The organism is uncultured Pseudoflavonifractor sp. (assembly GCF_944387805.1).
Classification (GTDB): Bacteria; Bacillota; Clostridia; order Oscillospirales; family Oscillospiraceae; genus Pseudoflavonifractor.
On record NZ_CALXGI010000014.1, the window covers coordinates 1 to 14,316 of the forward strand.

A 14,316-nucleotide genomic window follows, 5' to 3' on the forward strand; every position below is an offset into this window, starting at 1 on the left:
CCCAGATCGGCGGTGGCGGCCTCGTAGGCCAGGTTCACCGGGTGCTGGAGGGGCAGGTTCCAGATGGGGAAGGTCTCGAATTTGGCGTAGCCCGCCTTGACCCCCCGCTTGTACTCGTGGTAGAGCTGGCTCAGGCACACGGCCATCTTGCCGCTGCCCGGACCGGGGGCGGTGACCACCACCAGGGGACGGCTGGTCTCAATATAGTCGTTCCTGCCGTAGCCGTCGTCGCTGACGATGAGGCCGATGTTGTGGGGGTAACCGGCGATGGGATAGTGGAGGTAGACCTTGACGCCCAGGCTCTCCAGCCGGGTGCGGAAGGCGTCGGCGGCGGCCTGGCCGGCGTACTGGGTGACCACCACGCTGCCCACCATCAGTCCCTCGCCCCGGAAGGCGTCGATAAGGCGGAGCACGTCTACATCATAAGTAATGCCCAGGTCGCCCCGAACCTTATTTTTCTCGATGTCGTTGGCGCAGATAGCGATAACGATCTCGGCGGAGTCCCGCAGCTCCTTGAGCATGCGGATCTTGCTGTCCGGTGCAAAACCGGGCAGCACCCGGGAGGCGTGGTAATCGTCAAAGAGCTTGCCGCCGAACTCCAGGTACAGCTTGTTGCCGAACTGGCTGATCCGCTCCCGGATGTGGGCGGACTGCATTTCCAGGTACTTCTTGTTGTCAAATCCGATCTTGTTCATCCTTCCGGCCCGGCGCGCCGCAGCGCCGCGCCCTCCCATCCTCTCTGTTCCATCTAAAAATCAAACGTTTCATTCCAATTGAGAACACATAACTAAATTAGTATATCACATCTCCCTTCAAAGAACAACGCACCTTCCCGCCCGGCATCCCGATTTGTCAGAACGACCAATAGCGCCGGGAATTTTTGTGCGCCTTTCGGGTGCTGACATTCCCCGCCATTCCAGGCTCAGTCAAAACAGGAGCCCTGAACCGTTTGGTTCAGGGCTCCTGTTTTCTGTCAATTTTCCTCCGCGATGATAACCCGGATGCGGCCTCCCTGGTTCTGGGCCTTGTCATAGTAGCCCGTCAGGTCATAGCCGCCGCCGGACACCCGGCTCAGGTCGGAGAGGTAGTAATTCTTGTCCCGGTACTCATATACCACTGCGCTGTCGGAGATGGTCCAGGTCTGGGTACCCGCCATGGCGGTCCTGCCGTCCACCGCCGTCAGTGCCACACCGGTCAGGTTATAGATCCGCTCCACCTCTTTGCCGTCCGTCCGCACCTGGCAGGGTCCCTTCTCCAGATTCCAGATGGTTGTCTGACTGGTGTATACCCCAGGTACTCCGGCAATGTCGTAGACATAGCTGCTCATGAGCAGCATGCCCATGGCCTGCTCGGTCACGTCGGTGAGGACGCCGTACTGGTGGAGGTCTCCGGTGACGTCGTTGAGAATCAGCCGGTCGATCTCCCCCTGGGCGTTGGTGGAGTACCAGCGCACCATGCCGCTGGTCAGGTTCACGCCGGCCAGACGGCTGGGGTAGACCCGGAGGGTCTGAGTATCCCCGCAGGTGTCCAGAATCTCCGCGTTGGCCGCCAGGGCATAGCTGCCGATGGAGGTCCCGTCGGCGCTCACCCTGCCGGTGAGGGAGGCGGAGCTGAGCCTGCTGACCTGGGTGCCGCCGGTAACCTGGACCAGGTCGCCGGGCTCGAAGGTCTTGTCCGCGTTGTCGCAGCGGTAGCGGTAGGTGCTGCCGTCAGTGGCGGTAAGGGTGATGGTATCGGCGGTGTAGGTGTGGCCGCCGGCATCCTGGTAGGTTCCGGCGCCAATGACAGTCACTATGCCGTAAACGGCGGCGCTGCTCCCGTTGGAGATACGGACGGCAGCCACGCCGCCCGTACGTCCCAGCAGCAGGGTGACGCTGTCCCCCACCTGAAAGGAGCCCAGGTCGGACAGGTCGTAGGCCGCCGAGGCGGTCTCAATGGCATAGGTCTGACCGCCTACCGTCACGGATGTAGGGTTGGCCGTGGTGCTAATCTGCTGAATGGTGCCGGCGGCCTTGCCCGACCAGGCCCAGAGGGTGTGCATAGGCTTGGAATAGTATACCACGTCCAGGCTCTGAATGTCAGCGAGCTGGGCCTCCTTGCCGTCCCGGTACACCGTGGCGGTGGTCAGGGAGAAGGGCACCGAGGCCTGCCAGTTTCCCTCCGCCACCAGTGGGCCTTCCATGGCAGAGTTAATCAGGGCTACCCGGTCAATCTCGCCGGAGGCGGTCAGGCTGTGGCCTAATGTGGTCAGGTAGATCTGTCCGGTCTTGGTGGGCGCAGTGAGGAGATTGTAGAACAGCCACAGGGCGTCCTGCCGGGTCATGGGGTCGTTCTTGCCGGCAGTGACCCCCCGGTCCAGCTCCAGGGACTGGTACATGGCCATCTGTCCCGAGCCCCAGGCGCCGGAAAAGTCCTCGTTGGCGTACCCCAGCAGGGAGAGCACCATGGACACCCCCTCCACCAGCTGAATCTGGCTGTCGGGGCGGAAGGTGCCGTCCAGATATCCCCGGACCATGCCCTTCTCCTGGGCCACCTGGATATAGGGGGCTGCCCAGCTGGTCTTGGGCACATCGGGATAGGGGGAGATGCTGGCGGCAGGGCCAACACTGTCGGCCCAGGAGGAGGCGGCCACGGTCAGCTTGGTGAACTCCGCCCGGGTGACGGGCTGGTCCAGGTGGAGGTCGCCGTTTTCATCGCCGGTCATGATATCCAGGGCGGAGAGCACCTGGGCGGCCTCGTCCACCGTGACCTGGGCCTGGGCGGCAAAGGCGGGCGCGGCCAGTCCCAGCACAAGGACGGCGGACATCAGCGCGCAAATAATCCGTTTTTTCATCTTTGTATGCTCCTTTACTCGTAGCGCAGGGCGTCAATGGGGTTGAGCTTGGCGGCTTTGTTGGCGGGCAGATAGCCAAAAATTACACCCACCGCCAGGGACACCCCAGTGGAAATCAGGATAGCGGACAGGGAGGCCTTGGCGGTAATCCCCACAATATTGCCCGCCACTGCGGCCAGCGACACGCCCAGCACAATGCCGATGATGCCGCCCAGCACAGAGGTGGTGCCCGCCTCAATGATAAACTGCCGTCTGATATCCTTGCCCTTGGCGCCCAGTGATTTGCGGATGCCGATCTCCCGGGTGCGCTCAGTGACCGACACCAGCATGATATTCATGATGCCGATACCGCCCACCAGCAGGGAGATGGCGGCGATGGCCACCAGGACGGTCATGACCGTGCCCTGGATATTGCCCATCATGTCCATCATCTCGCTCATGGAGATGACCATGTAGTAGTCATCATCCCCGTAGAACTGCTCCAGCCTGCTCTCAATCACCGCCTTGGCCCGGGCGTTGGTGTCCTCGCTGGTGGCGGTGAACAGGTACTGGCTGATGACCGCGTTGCCGTTGAGCCGGGTGGCGTTGGTGTAGGGAATGTAGACCGAGTTGTCGCCGCCGTAGGAGGTGTTGTCCGCCTGCTCGGCCAGCACGCCCACAATGGTATACTCGTTGCCGTTGATGCTCAGGGTTTCCCCCAGACCGGCGCCGTTGAAGCTCTCCTCATTGACATAGGAGCCGATGACGCACACGTCCTGCATCCGGGCGGTGTCGATATACTGAATAAACCGCCCCTGGCTCAGCTCCAGACTTTTGACGGCGATATACTCCTCCCCCACGCCGGTGAGGGTGGTGCTCAGGGTCTCGGAGCCCTGCTTCACCGTGGCCACGGAGCTGACGCTGGGGCTCATGGCGGCGATGCAGTCCGGGTTCTCGTCCTCCAGGGCGTACATCTCCTCCTCGCCGATGTTCTGGGCGGTGCCCCGGCCCATAATCTGAACCTGGAGCAGGTTGGTGCCCATCTTCTCGAACTCGGAGTTAATCATGTCGTTCATGCCGTCGCCCAGGGAAATGATGATAATGACGGCAGCCACGCCGATGATGATGCCCAGCATGGTGAGCAGCGCCCGCATCTTGCTGGTGGCCAGGCTCTTCACCGCCAGGCGGAAGGACTGGGAAAAGCTCATGCCTCATCCTCCTCTCCGAAGCCGGCGGGCTCCTCCGCGCCGCTCTCAGTGGGCTGAACCACGGCACGCGGGTCGTGGGCGTCGCCGTCGTAAATGATGCGCCCGTCCTGGAGGCGGATAATCCGCTGGGCCCGGACGGCGATGGAGTTGTCATGGGTGATAAGCACAATGGTGTGTCCCGCCGCGTTGAGCTGCTGGAGGAAAGAGAGCACCTCCCGGCCCGTCCGGGAGTCCAGGGCGCCGGTGGGCTCGTCGGCCAGGATGACGCCGGGATTGCCCGCCAGCGCCCGGGCGATGGATACCCGCTGCTGCTGGCCGCCCGAGAGCTGGTTGGGCCGGTTTCTGTACTTGCTGCTCAGGCCCACCATATCCAGGGCCTTCATGGCCCTGGACCGCCGCTCGGAGGCCGGCATGCCGCCGTAAAGCAGGGGCAGCTCCACGTTCTCCAGCACGTTGAGGGTGGGAATCAGGTTGTACTGCTGGAAGATAAAGCCCAGCATCTTGTTGCGGATGACGGCCTGCTGGTCGTCGTCCATGGTGGACACATCCACACCTGCCAGCTCATAGGTACCGCTGGTGGGCACGTCCAGACAGCCGATGATGTTCATGGCTGTGGATTTGCCCGATCCGGACTGGCCCACAATGGCCACGAACTCCCCGTCGCTGATCTCAAAGGACACCCCGTCCAGGGCGTGGACCGCCGTGTCGCCCATCTGATAAATCTTGTAGACGTCGGTAAACTTAATCATGGCGCGGTCACCGTCACAGAGGCCGCCGCCCCGCCGGACTGGGCCATGCCTCCCATCATCTGCTCAAACAGGCTGGTCTGCTCCATCTTGTACACCACCGTGTCCCCTTCGCTCAGGCCGGAGAGAATCTCAATGTACTGGTCGTCGTTGCGGCCCAGCTCCACCGGCGTCTCCACCAGGCGGGAGTAGTCCGGGTTGCCGTCCTTGTCGTAGGCGTCGGCAGGCAACACCTGCACCACGTTGCCCCGGCCCACCATCTCTACCGGCACGGAGAGCACATGCTCGGCGTGCTCCACCAGGATCTTGGCGGACACGTTCATGCCGGGCAGCAGGTCGCCGGGGTCGTCAATCTCTACAGTGACCGGATAGGTGGTGACGCCGTTCATGGTGGTGCCGTTGATGTTGATTTTGCTCACATGGCCGGTAAACTCCTGGCCCTCCAGGGCCTTGGTGGTGATGTTCACCTCCTGGCCCACAGCAATCTGCCCGATATTCAGCTCGTCGATGTTCATGGTGAAGCTGAGACTGGACATGTCGTAGATAACCGCCAGGTAGCCTGCGGCAGCAGAAGAGGTGTCCAGGTTATCCCCCGTCTTGTAATTCTTCTCAATCACCGTGCCCGAGATGGGAGAGGTGATGGTGTAGTTCTCCAGCTGATCCTTGGTGCTCTGGAGGCTCAGCTCCGCGGAACGGAGGCTGAGCTCCGCGTTTTTGATCTGGCTGTCCATATCGGTGGCCTCAAAGGCGCCGATAATCTGGTCCTTGGTCACCCGGTCCCCCTCAGAGACGGTGAGGGACTCCAGCTTGCCGCTGGTCCTGGCGGTAACGGTGGACTGAGCTGCGTAGGCAAAGGTACCGGTGCCCGCGCAGTCCGCCCCGCCCACCGAGGCGGTGCCGGTGTTCTGGTCGGAGAGGGCTCCCGGGTTGGGGACGGCGATGGTGATCTCCCGGACCAGGGTGCCCCCCGTCCCCGCCTGATCCACAGGAGCGATGGACTCCACTGTGCCCTGGAGGGTCTCGGCGGTGCCGTCCACATACACTGTGGCGCTCTCGCCCACGTAGAGAGCTGCTGCATCGGCGGAGTGGAAGGGAATGGTCAGCTTCATGGTGTCCCGGTCCAAAATATCCGCAATGGGCGTACCGGCAGCCACCGTGTCCCCGGCCTCGCAGTACAGCTTCTGAATCACGCCGGTGTCGCTGGCCTTCACGTCGGTGTTCTCCGCGGCATCATCCCTGCTGTCCAGGGCGTTCTGATAGCTCAGCCGGGCCTGCTCCACCGAGATCTCCGCCCGCTCGATGGAGTTCTGTACGTCGGAGGCGTCAATCTGATAGAGCACGTCCCCCTTCTCCACCCGGTCCCCCTCTTCAAAGGGGGCGTCCAGAATCTCGCCCTTCACCAGAGCGGTGACCTGATAGGAGTCGGCGGGCTCCACTGTGCCGGTGCCCGACACCGAGACTGTCAGATCCCGGTACTCCGCCGTGCCGGTCTGATAGAGCATGTTCTCAATTTGGCTGGAGGCGCTCATCAGAGGCCGCACCACAAACCAGAACGCCAGCGCCGCCAGAATCACCAGCACAATCAGCACCTTGAGCCATCTGCGCTTTTTCTTTGGCTTTGGAATTTTGAATTCCGGCTTTTTCACGGCAGCCGGCGCCTGGGGCGCCGCTTCTTTGATTTTTGTGCTTTCCATGCTGATTCTCCTTTATTCGTGCTGTGTTTCAGGCTGCTTTCTCGCCATGCCGCGCTTCAAGATGTCCAACATACGCAGGTAACTGCTCCGCACCGCCGCCGGGTCCTCTGCCTGGATGCCCCGGAGCACCGCCTGGCCGGTAACGTCTATCAGGATGCAGAATATTTTTTCCAGATCGTCGGCGCTGCGCAGGTCCAGCAGCCTTGGGTCTACCCACTCCACCAGGCGCCCCGGTATAGGCAGCCAGTCCTCCATCCCCAGCAGAGAGAAGAGCTGGACGCCGCTGTTGTTGCGGACAATGCCCATAATGTGCTGGTAGCGCTCCTTTTTCTCCGGGTCCCGGTACTCTGCCTGAATCCGGTCAAACAGATCTAAAAATGCGGCAAAAATATCTCCCTGCCGCCGCTCCAGCAGTTTCTCCATCAGGGCTATGAGCCGCTGGCCGTACTCGCCCATCAGGTATAGGAACAGCTCCTTCTTGTCCCGGAAGTACATATAAAAGCTGCCCCTGGGAATATCCGCCGCCTGGATCATCTTGTTGATAGAGGCCTCCGCATAGGGCACCCGGGCAAATTCCGCCCGGGCGGCAGAGAGCAGCTTCTCCCGCTTCTCCGGCGGCAGATTAAAGAATGTAGTGCTCGGCATCTCATCCCTCCGCATCTGATAATCTCTCAGACATGATAGCTGACAGGTTGTCATGTGTCAATTCAGTGCCGGGAAAATTTTAAGTTTGTTTACATTTCCGCCGTTCCATATTATCATGCCTATTTTACTTTTTTTGTATTATCATGTATATTCTTCCTCTCCCTTGTCCACAATAGGACGCGAAGGGAGCTCCGGCCCCCTCAAATCTTAGGACAGGAGCGTCACAATGAAAAAAACATGGACTGACCGCTTCAGCGACTTCATGGCGGGGAAGGGCTTTTACATAGTCCTGTTCCTCTGCGTCGCCGCAATTGGAATTTCGGGCTATTACCTCTTCTCTACCCTTGGCGGGGACGATCCCGCCGCCCCGGCAGGCGGAACCGCTCAGGTCACCGTCACCCCCACGCCCAGCCTCTCCCCCTCCCCCACCGTGGACGCGGTGAAGCCGACCATTCCGGCCACCCCCTCGCCCACGCCCACGCCGACACCCACTCCCACCCCCAGCGCCAGCACCACACCCTCCGCCACGCCCAAGCCCTCTGAGGTGGTCACCTCCTCCGTGTACACCTGGCCGGTGAAGGGCGCGGTGCTCAACGCCTTCTCCCCGGATCAGCAGGTCTTCAGCCCCACCATGGGGGACTGGCGGACCCATAACGGGGTGGATATTGCCGCCGGCCTGGGGATTCAGGTGAAGGCCGCCGCCGGCGGCACCGTCTCCGCCATCGAGCAGGACTATTTTATGGGCACAACCGTCACCATCGACCACGGAAACGGCATGGTGAGCGTTTACTCCAATCTGGCCGAGCAGCCCACTGTGGAGGTGGGCGACGTGGTCACTACCGGGGATATTATCGGCTCGGTGGGCAGTACCGCCAAGGCCGAGAGTCTCTCCGCCTCCCACCTCCATCTGGCCATGATGAAGGACGGGGCCTATGTGGACCCGTTGGAGTATCTGCCGGACGTGAAGTAAAAAAACAGGGATGGCACAGCTTTTGCTGTGCCATCCCTGTTTTTTATAAAGAGGCGAGATTTTGTCAGCGCTTCAGGCCTTGGCGGTCTTTCTCTTCCGCAGCAGCAGGACTGCGCCCGCCGCCACGATAACAGCGACCACCACATCGCCGGCGATCAGGGCCTTCTGCCAGCCGGCCAGCGTATAGCGGATGGTCACACCGGAGGTGATGCCCTGCATGGCGTTGCTGTTGGCCACCATATAGAGCACGTTGTGGGCCGCGTTGCGCATGGCGGCCACACCGGTGGCGGAGGAAGTGTCAGACAGGGAGCCGTCGGCAAAGGTGTTGAGCATCAGGTCGTTGCCGGCCCGCACGCCCTCGTCGGGGTCCATATAGGGGTTGCCGCCGTAGTAGTCGGAGATGACGGCGCCCTCAAAGCCCCACTCGTTGCGGAGCACCTGGGTCATCAGGCCGTAGTTGCCGCCCGCCCACTGGGTTCCGATGCAGTTGTAGGCGCTCATAATGGCGGTGGCGGCCTTAATCTCCCTGCTGGTCATCTGGCCGTCCTCACCGGTGTAGCGGATGGTGGCGGCGGCCTCCTTGACGCACAGCTCGAAGGGCTTCAGGTAGATCTCCCGGATGGCCTGCTCGTTGGCAAAGGTGGCCATACCGTTGCGGCCGTCCTCCTTGTCGTTGAGGGCGAAGTGCTTCAGGTAGCAGTACACGCCCTTCTCCATGGCGCCGGACACCTCGCGGGCTGCCATCTTGCCGGACAGGAGGCCGTCCTCGGAGTAGTACTCGTAGTTGCGGCCGGCGAAGGCGGAGCGGTGGGTGTTCATGGCGGGGGCGTACCAGCCGTTGAAGCCGTTGTACAGGCCCTGCTCACCCACCATCTTGCCCATCTCATAGGCCAGCTCCTCATTCCAGGTGGCGGCCAGCACCTCTTCGGCGGGGAAGCCCAGGCACACGGCGTCTCCGCCGGCAGCGCTCACCCAGGTGGACCAGCCCATGGGGCCGTCGTAGTCCAGGGTAGCAGGCTTGCCGATAGAGAGCATCTCGGCGGTGTTGTAGCCGGCGTTGGCCAGCATGTTGGCCACCTCGCTCATGTTCAGCTGGTCCAGCAGCAGGTCCCAGCTGGGGTCGTCATAGTCCTTGCCCCGCAGGTCGATGAGGGTCAGGCCGTTGGAGACGCCGGTGGCGGGCATCTGGTCGGTATACACCAGGCTGCCCTCCATATTGCCCAGAGTGGGGTCGGTGTTCTCGTCAAACACGGTCTCCAGGTCGGTCTTGATGGCCTCCTCGGCCTCCATGTCGGCGGCGGTGGGGGCGGTGGGGAAGGTGTCGGCGAAGTCGGCACGGGTCATGTTCAGGGGCGCCCCCTCCACAGGGGTGTCGGTGAACACGTCGGACACCTGGTCGAACTGGTTGACAGCGGCCACCACGTCGGAGGGGCGCTTGTTGTCCCCGTTGTAGACCACCTTCTCCAGGCGCTGGGTGAATACCCTGCTGCCGTCGCCCTGGGTCAGCTCAGCCCAGCTGTGGGCGTTGTCGCTGAGGTAGAAGGTGTAGTCGCCCTCGTCCAGCACGTAGCAGCCCTCGCCCTTATAGTCATAGGAGGCCAGCGCCTCGGCGGGCACGGTGAGGGTCAGGGTCTGGGAGGCGCCGGGCTCCAGCTCCTCGGTCTTGCCGAAGGCCACCAGCACCACCTTGGACTTCTCCACGCCGCCATAGGTGTAGGGGGCCTCGGCGTAGATCTGCACCACCTGACGGCCGGAGCAGGTGCCGCTGGTGTTGGTCACCTTCACGTGGAAGGTAAAGGTCCCGTCAGCGTAAGTGGGGGCGTCGTCGTACTCCATGGTGAAGTCGACGTAGGACAGGCCGTAGCCGAAGGGGTACTGGACGGCGGTGTCGTAGTCAAAGCCGGGGTAGTTGCCCGCCAGAGCCTCGGCGGCGGCGGTCTCGTAGTAGCGGTAGCCCACGTAGATGCCCTCCTCATACTCGATGAAGGAGCCGGACTCATAGCCGCCGATGGAGCCGTCCACGTTGGTGTAGTAGAGCTCCTGGAAGTTCTGGAAAGAGGGGTCCTTGGTCAGGTCGTATACATAGGTGTCCACGGTCCGGCCGGAGGGGGTCACCTCGCCGGTGAGTACGTCGGCCAGGGCCCGGGCGCCCTGGTCGCCGATGCAGCCCACCCACAGGGCGGCGTCAATGCCGTAGGCCTCGTCCTCCAGGAAGCTCAGCTCCATGGCGTTGGCGGTGTTGCACACCACGATGATCTTGCTGAACACACCCGCGTCCTCCTGCTCCTTGACGTAGGCGAGCATCTCCTCCTCGATGCTGCTCAGCTCCAGGTAGGTCTTGTCCTTGTCCTCCTCACGGGGGGCGTAGTCGCTCATGTCGGTGGGCAGGTCGCAGCCCTCGCCGCCAACCCGGCCGATGAACACGATGGCCGCGCCATTATAGGAGGTGAAGGAGTCCTTCAGGCTGTCGGGGTAGTCCTGGACGGGCACCTCGGCGATGATGTCGTTGATGAACATGGCCGAGCCCATGGAAGAGATGAAGCCGCGGCCGGTGTACTCCACAGGCATGTCACCCATGCCGGTGGGCATGGTCACCTTATTGACCGTGGTGGAGATGGCGTGGTTGGCGTAGAAGTCGTAGAGGTCAGGGTTGACGGAGAAGCCGTCCTCCTCCAGGGCGGTCTTGTAGTCCACCGGGCTACTCTCAGTAGCCGCGCTGCCCGCACCGGTGTAGATGGGGTCCACGCTGGTACGGCCGAACAGGGACACCGCCCGCTCGCCGTCAGAGAGAGGCAGGGCGCTGTTGTCATTCTTCAGCAGCACGATGCCCTCGCCCTCAATGCGCTGGGCCAGCTCCTCACTGGCGGAGAGCAGCTCTTCGGCGCTGGCATAGTCGGACGTGTAGTAGTTGCCATCAATGCCGGCACTGCTCTCGTTCTCCTCGATGATGGCGTCACCCTTGCCGAAGTACATGTTCATGACCGTGTACAGCGGGCCGGTGAGGACCACGTTGACCACAACGGCCAGCACCAGCAGGATGACCAGCAGTACCGCGCCGACGGTTCTGCCTTTCTTTTTCTGTTCCATTTCCGTTCCTCCTTCATGTCTGCGGGAGCTACCCGGGCACGGGCACGCTTCCTTTCGTCCCCTACTCTAGCACGCTTTTTCCCCATTTTTGAAAATCGGTACGAAAGGCGCAAATAGGGTACGAAATGCAGCAAGGGGCCGTTGACAGCGCCGCCTTGTCCTGTGCTATACTGGAGGAAAAGGAGGGGATTTTATGTATCAGGCCGCCATTGTGGAGGATGACGCCGTTATCCGGGATTATTTTCGGACCACCCTGGCTGACGCCTTCCAGGCGCGGAACGTGTCGGTGGGGTTCGACCTCTTCCCCTCCGGAGACCGGTTTTTGGCCATGTACCAGTCCCACTACCACTACGATATGATTTTTCTGGACATCGAGATGCCCGGTCTGGACGGCATTGAGGTCTGCCGCCGCATCCGTGCCCAGTCCCCTGACGCCCTGGTGGTCTTTCTCTCCCAGAAGGACGAGCTGGTCTTTCAGACCTTCGAGGTTCAGCCCTTCCGCTTTGTCCGAAAAAGCCAATACGACAGGCAGCTGGACGCCCTGGCCGACGCCCTGCTCACCCGCCTGCGGCAGTCGGAACGGCACATGCTCCAGATCCGGGAGCCCCTGTCCGGGGACATCTACTCCTTTGACGTCCACAAGCTGCTGTATGTGGAGGCCCAGCGGAAGGACTGCCGCATGGTCACCGCCGAGGGGGAGACCGTTCTGCGCTGCAAGCTGATGGACCTGGAGGCGCAGCTGGTCCCCTGGCCCTTTCTCAAGCCTCACCGCAGCTTTCTGGTCAACTGCGAGGCCATTCGGTACATTGGCAAGAGCAGCCTGCGGCTGAGCAATGGGACGGAGCTCCCCATCAGCCGGGGCAAGCTGGAGGCGGTCAAGCAGCAGTTTCTCCAATACAGCACCAACTGACGGGAGGGATTGTGCTTTGTTTATGTCCTTCTACCGCTTTTACCGTCTGGTCGCCCTGGACGGTATCGTTAACTTCGCCCTGCTCTCCTGCACTATCTATATGCTCTGCGGCCCCAAGCGGCGCTGGCTCAGAGGCTGGCTCTATGTGCTGCTGTCTACCGCCGTCTACTTCGCCATGATGAATCTCCCCTCCCTGCCGATTTACGCCCTGCCCTCCACCACGCCCTATGTGCAGCCCTACTGGTACTATTTCCTGTGCAATATTCTGGTGCAGCTGGTGCTGGCCCATTTCCTGCTGCACAAGGCCTTTCTCTTTCAGCTCATCTACATTGTGTTCTATGTCTCCTTTGTCCAGCTCTTCAAGATGGTGTGTGAGCCTCTCTACGAGCGGGAGTCCCTGCTTCCGGAGCGGCTCTACGCCGTTCTGGACGTGGGCAGCGAACTGGTACTGTGCCTGCTGCTGGTACTGCTCATCCTGCTCTTCCGCAAATTTCCCGTGGACACCTCCCTCCATTTCGCCCCCAGCCAGCTTTTTATATCTCTCTATTTTCCGGTGAGCCTGCTGATAGCCTATGTGCTGGTGACCAACAGCCCCGCCCTGCTGAACTACTCACTCCAGATCATCTCGGCAGTGGTCATCACCAACCTGCCGGTGATTTACTACGTCCTCTCTCTTATCATCCGCTCCTATGAAAACCTGCGCAGGCTGGACCAGGCGCTCACCCAGACCCAGGCCCAGCTGACCCGCTTTCGCTTCTCCCTCACCCTCCAGGAACAGCTGAAGAAGGAGCGGCACGAGCTGAAAAACAACTATTACTACATTCAGGCCCTGCTCAAGCAGGAGAAGTACGACCAGCTCAGCGCCTATCTGGACAGGGTAACAGGAGAGGACCTGGCCGCCCTGAACCAGATTGAGACAGGCAACGCCCTCATGGATTATCTGCTCAACCGGAAGCTGGGCGAGGCCCGGAAGCACCACATCCGTACCTGCACCGAGGTGGTGGTGCCCACCAGCCTGGCCGTCAGCGAGGACGCCCTGTGCACCATCCTCCTCAACCTGCTGGACAACGCCATTGAGGCCAGCCGGAAGGAGGAGGACCCCCTGCTCCAGATTACCATCAAGTGCGTGCAGGAGTATCTGGTGTGCGTTATCCGCAACAAGGTCAGCCGGGACGTGCTGGCGGAAAACCCCGACCTGCATACCACCAAGGCCGACAAGAGCGCCCACGGCTTTGGGATGAAAATCGTCTCCCAGGCGGTGGAGCGGTGCGACGGCATCCTCCATTACAGCGTGGAGGAGGGCTTCTTCACCGTAAAGGTTATGCTGCCGCTGACCCGCCCCTGAGGAGGGCAGAGAAATCCGCCCCCGGCAATGCCGGGGGCGGACCGCAATAAGCCTATTGCCACTGCACGCAGGAATCAGGCGAAGCTTCAATAGGTGACCGACTCAGCGAATTTGATGACATCGCTTTTACCAACGTTTTCTGCGGTAACATAGATAAGCATCGATTTATCAGGGGTAACCTGTATAATCTGTACTGTATTTCCCTTTACAATCAGGAGCGCCTGCCTGCCGTTGATGGATATATCCGTCACCTCATCCGCATCTTCGCTGTCAAAGCTGAACGAGCTTCCTTCTGTCTGGTAAAATGCCAGCGTCAGATTCTGACCGGCTTTTCCGATATAAATGTAGACTGTGTTCGTGGACTCCTCTATTTTTTCCGTCAGCTCAAGTCCCTCCGGCACCCATCCCACCTGAATCTGCATTCCGGTCCCCTCTGAGTGCCTGAAGTTAAAATCAATCCGGTCTCCAAAATACTCAATGAACAGATTCAGCGCTGCGGAGCGAAAGGAGTCCGAAAACGCGAACGCTCCGGTAAAGAGGAGCATCACCGCCAGAAGGACCGCCGCAATCCCCCGTGACAGCCGAAGAACTGTTCTTCTGGCAGCCACAGTCCTTTGCCTTCTGAATGCCCTTCTGATACAGTCCATACACCTGGCGGAAATTTCAGGCGGAACTTCCGCCTGGGCGTCTTGATTCAATCGTTCGTTTTCCTCCAGCGCTTTTTTGCCCTGTACCTCAGACACTTCCTCCATCAGGAGTGCAAACAGAGCGTCCTGGTATCTCTCATATAACTCTTCACGTCGCGTCATGGGACGTCCCCTTTCTCTGCACAGACGTACAGATACTTTGTATCATTCATTTTGCCGTCTCAGACTCAGCATAACACACTTTATGCGCGT

Annotated in this window: 11 protein-coding genes; 3 read left to right on the plus strand and 8 right to left on the minus strand. The window is 61.0% G+C overall.

Annotated features, from left to right (window positions below; translation table 11 throughout):
- From Q0K06_RS05685 to Q0K06_RS05710, 6 genes are all read right to left on the minus strand, one after another.
- Window positions 1-695, minus strand: a 695-nt coding sequence (locus Q0K06_RS05685; protein ID WP_294549743.1) for a DUF1846 domain-containing protein, incomplete at its 3' end; no start/stop codon positions are given.
- Window positions 696-973: 278 nt separating this feature from the next.
- The gene (locus tag Q0K06_RS05690; RefSeq protein ID WP_294549746.1) at window positions 974-2,833 is read right to left on the minus strand and encodes an S-layer homology domain-containing protein; all 1,860 of its coding nucleotides are present in this window, start codon (window positions 2,831-2,833) and stop codon (window positions 974-976) included.
- 14 nt (window positions 2,834-2,847) lie between these two features.
- The gene (locus Q0K06_RS05695; protein WP_294549749.1) at window positions 2,848-4,020 is read right to left on the minus strand and encodes an ABC transporter permease; all 1,173 of its coding nucleotides are present in this window, start codon (window positions 4,018-4,020) and stop codon (window positions 2,848-2,850) included.
- On the minus strand, window positions 4,017-4,769 hold the full coding sequence (locus Q0K06_RS05700) for an ABC transporter ATP-binding protein (RefSeq protein WP_294549753.1): 753 nt from the start codon (window positions 4,767-4,769) through the stop codon (window positions 4,017-4,019). Before Q0K06_RS05700 ends, Q0K06_RS05695 begins: the two co-directional genes overlap by 4 nt.
- Window positions 4,766-6,460, minus strand: a complete 1,695-nt coding sequence (locus tag Q0K06_RS05705; RefSeq protein WP_294549755.1) for an HlyD family efflux transporter periplasmic adaptor subunit — start codon at window positions 6,458-6,460, stop codon at window positions 4,766-4,768. The genes Q0K06_RS05700 and Q0K06_RS05705 overlap by 4 nt, the downstream gene beginning before the upstream one ends.
- A gap of 12 nt (window positions 6,461-6,472) precedes the next feature.
- Window positions 6,473-7,105, minus strand: a complete 633-nt coding sequence (locus Q0K06_RS05710; protein WP_294549758.1) for a TetR family transcriptional regulator — start codon at window positions 7,103-7,105, stop codon at window positions 6,473-6,475.
- 226 nt (window positions 7,106-7,331) lie between these two features.
- Here Q0K06_RS05710 and Q0K06_RS05715 point away from each other — a divergent pair, with 226 nt between their 5' ends.
- Window positions 7,332-8,075, plus strand: coding sequence for a M23 family metallopeptidase (locus tag Q0K06_RS05715; RefSeq protein ID WP_294549761.1), 744 nt, complete (start codon window positions 7,332-7,334; stop codon window positions 8,073-8,075).
- Between the two features lie 72 nt (window positions 8,076-8,147).
- Here the strand turns inward: Q0K06_RS05715 and Q0K06_RS05720 are convergent, their stop codons facing one another.
- Window positions 8,148-11,162: a glycoside hydrolase family 3 protein gene (locus Q0K06_RS05720; protein WP_294549764.1), complete on the minus strand. Its 3,015-nt coding sequence runs from the start codon at window positions 11,160-11,162 to the stop codon at window positions 8,148-8,150.
- 193 nt (window positions 11,163-11,355) lie between these two features.
- On the opposite strand from Q0K06_RS05720, the gene Q0K06_RS05725 reads away from it, so the two are divergent.
- Window positions 11,356-12,072 (plus strand): LytTR family DNA-binding domain-containing protein, encoded by a 717-nt coding sequence (locus Q0K06_RS05725; protein WP_294549768.1) that lies wholly within the window; start codon window positions 11,356-11,358, stop codon window positions 12,070-12,072.
- A 22-nt stretch (window positions 12,073-12,094) separates the two neighbouring features.
- The gene (locus tag Q0K06_RS05730) at window positions 12,095-13,417 is read left to right on the plus strand and encodes a GHKL domain-containing protein (RefSeq protein ID WP_294549848.1); all 1,323 of its coding nucleotides are present in this window, start codon (window positions 12,095-12,097) and stop codon (window positions 13,415-13,417) included.
- A gap of 86 nt (window positions 13,418-13,503) precedes the next feature.
- Here Q0K06_RS05730 and Q0K06_RS05735 read toward each other — a convergent pair whose 3' ends face one another.
- A complete protein-coding gene (locus tag Q0K06_RS05735; protein ID WP_294549771.1) occupies window positions 13,504-14,226 on the minus strand; it encodes a DUF4367 domain-containing protein in 723 nt (240 codons plus the stop codon).
- Between the last annotated feature and the right edge of the window lie 90 nt (window positions 14,227-14,316).

Bases quoted from the DNA above. Each gene is read 5' to 3' on its own strand.
- Q0K06_RS05710 (WP_294549758.1), bottom strand. From the start codon at position 7,105: ATGCCGAGCACTACATTCTTTAATCTGCCGCCGGAGAAGCGGGAGAAG.
- Q0K06_RS05695 (WP_294549749.1), bottom strand. From the start codon at position 4,020: ATGAGCTTTTCCCAGTCCTTCCGCCTGGCGGTGAAGAGCCTGGCCACC.
- Q0K06_RS05690 (WP_294549746.1), bottom strand. From the start codon at position 2,833: ATGAAAAAACGGATTATTTGCGCGCTGATGTCCGCCGTCCTTGTGCTG.
- Q0K06_RS05730 (WP_294549848.1), top strand. From the start codon at position 12,095: ATGTCCTTCTACCGCTTTTACCGTCTGGTCGCCCTGGACGGTATCGTT.
- Q0K06_RS05700 (WP_294549753.1), bottom strand. From the start codon at position 4,769: ATGATTAAGTTTACCGACGTCTACAAGATTTATCAGATGGGCGACACG.
- Q0K06_RS05705 (WP_294549755.1), bottom strand. From the start codon at position 6,460: ATGGAAAGCACAAAAATCAAAGAAGCGGCGCCCCAGGCGCCGGCTGCC.
- Q0K06_RS05735 (WP_294549771.1), bottom strand. From the start codon at position 14,226: ATGACGCGACGTGAAGAGTTATATGAGAGATACCAGGACGCTCTGTTT.
- Q0K06_RS05720 (WP_294549764.1), bottom strand. From the start codon at position 11,162: ATGGAACAGAAAAAGAAAGGCAGAACCGTCGGCGCGGTACTGCTGGTC.
- Q0K06_RS05725 (WP_294549768.1), top strand. From the start codon at position 11,356: ATGTATCAGGCCGCCATTGTGGAGGATGACGCCGTTATCCGGGATTAT.
- Q0K06_RS05715 (WP_294549761.1), top strand. From the start codon at position 7,332: ATGAAAAAAACATGGACTGACCGCTTCAGCGACTTCATGGCGGGGAAG.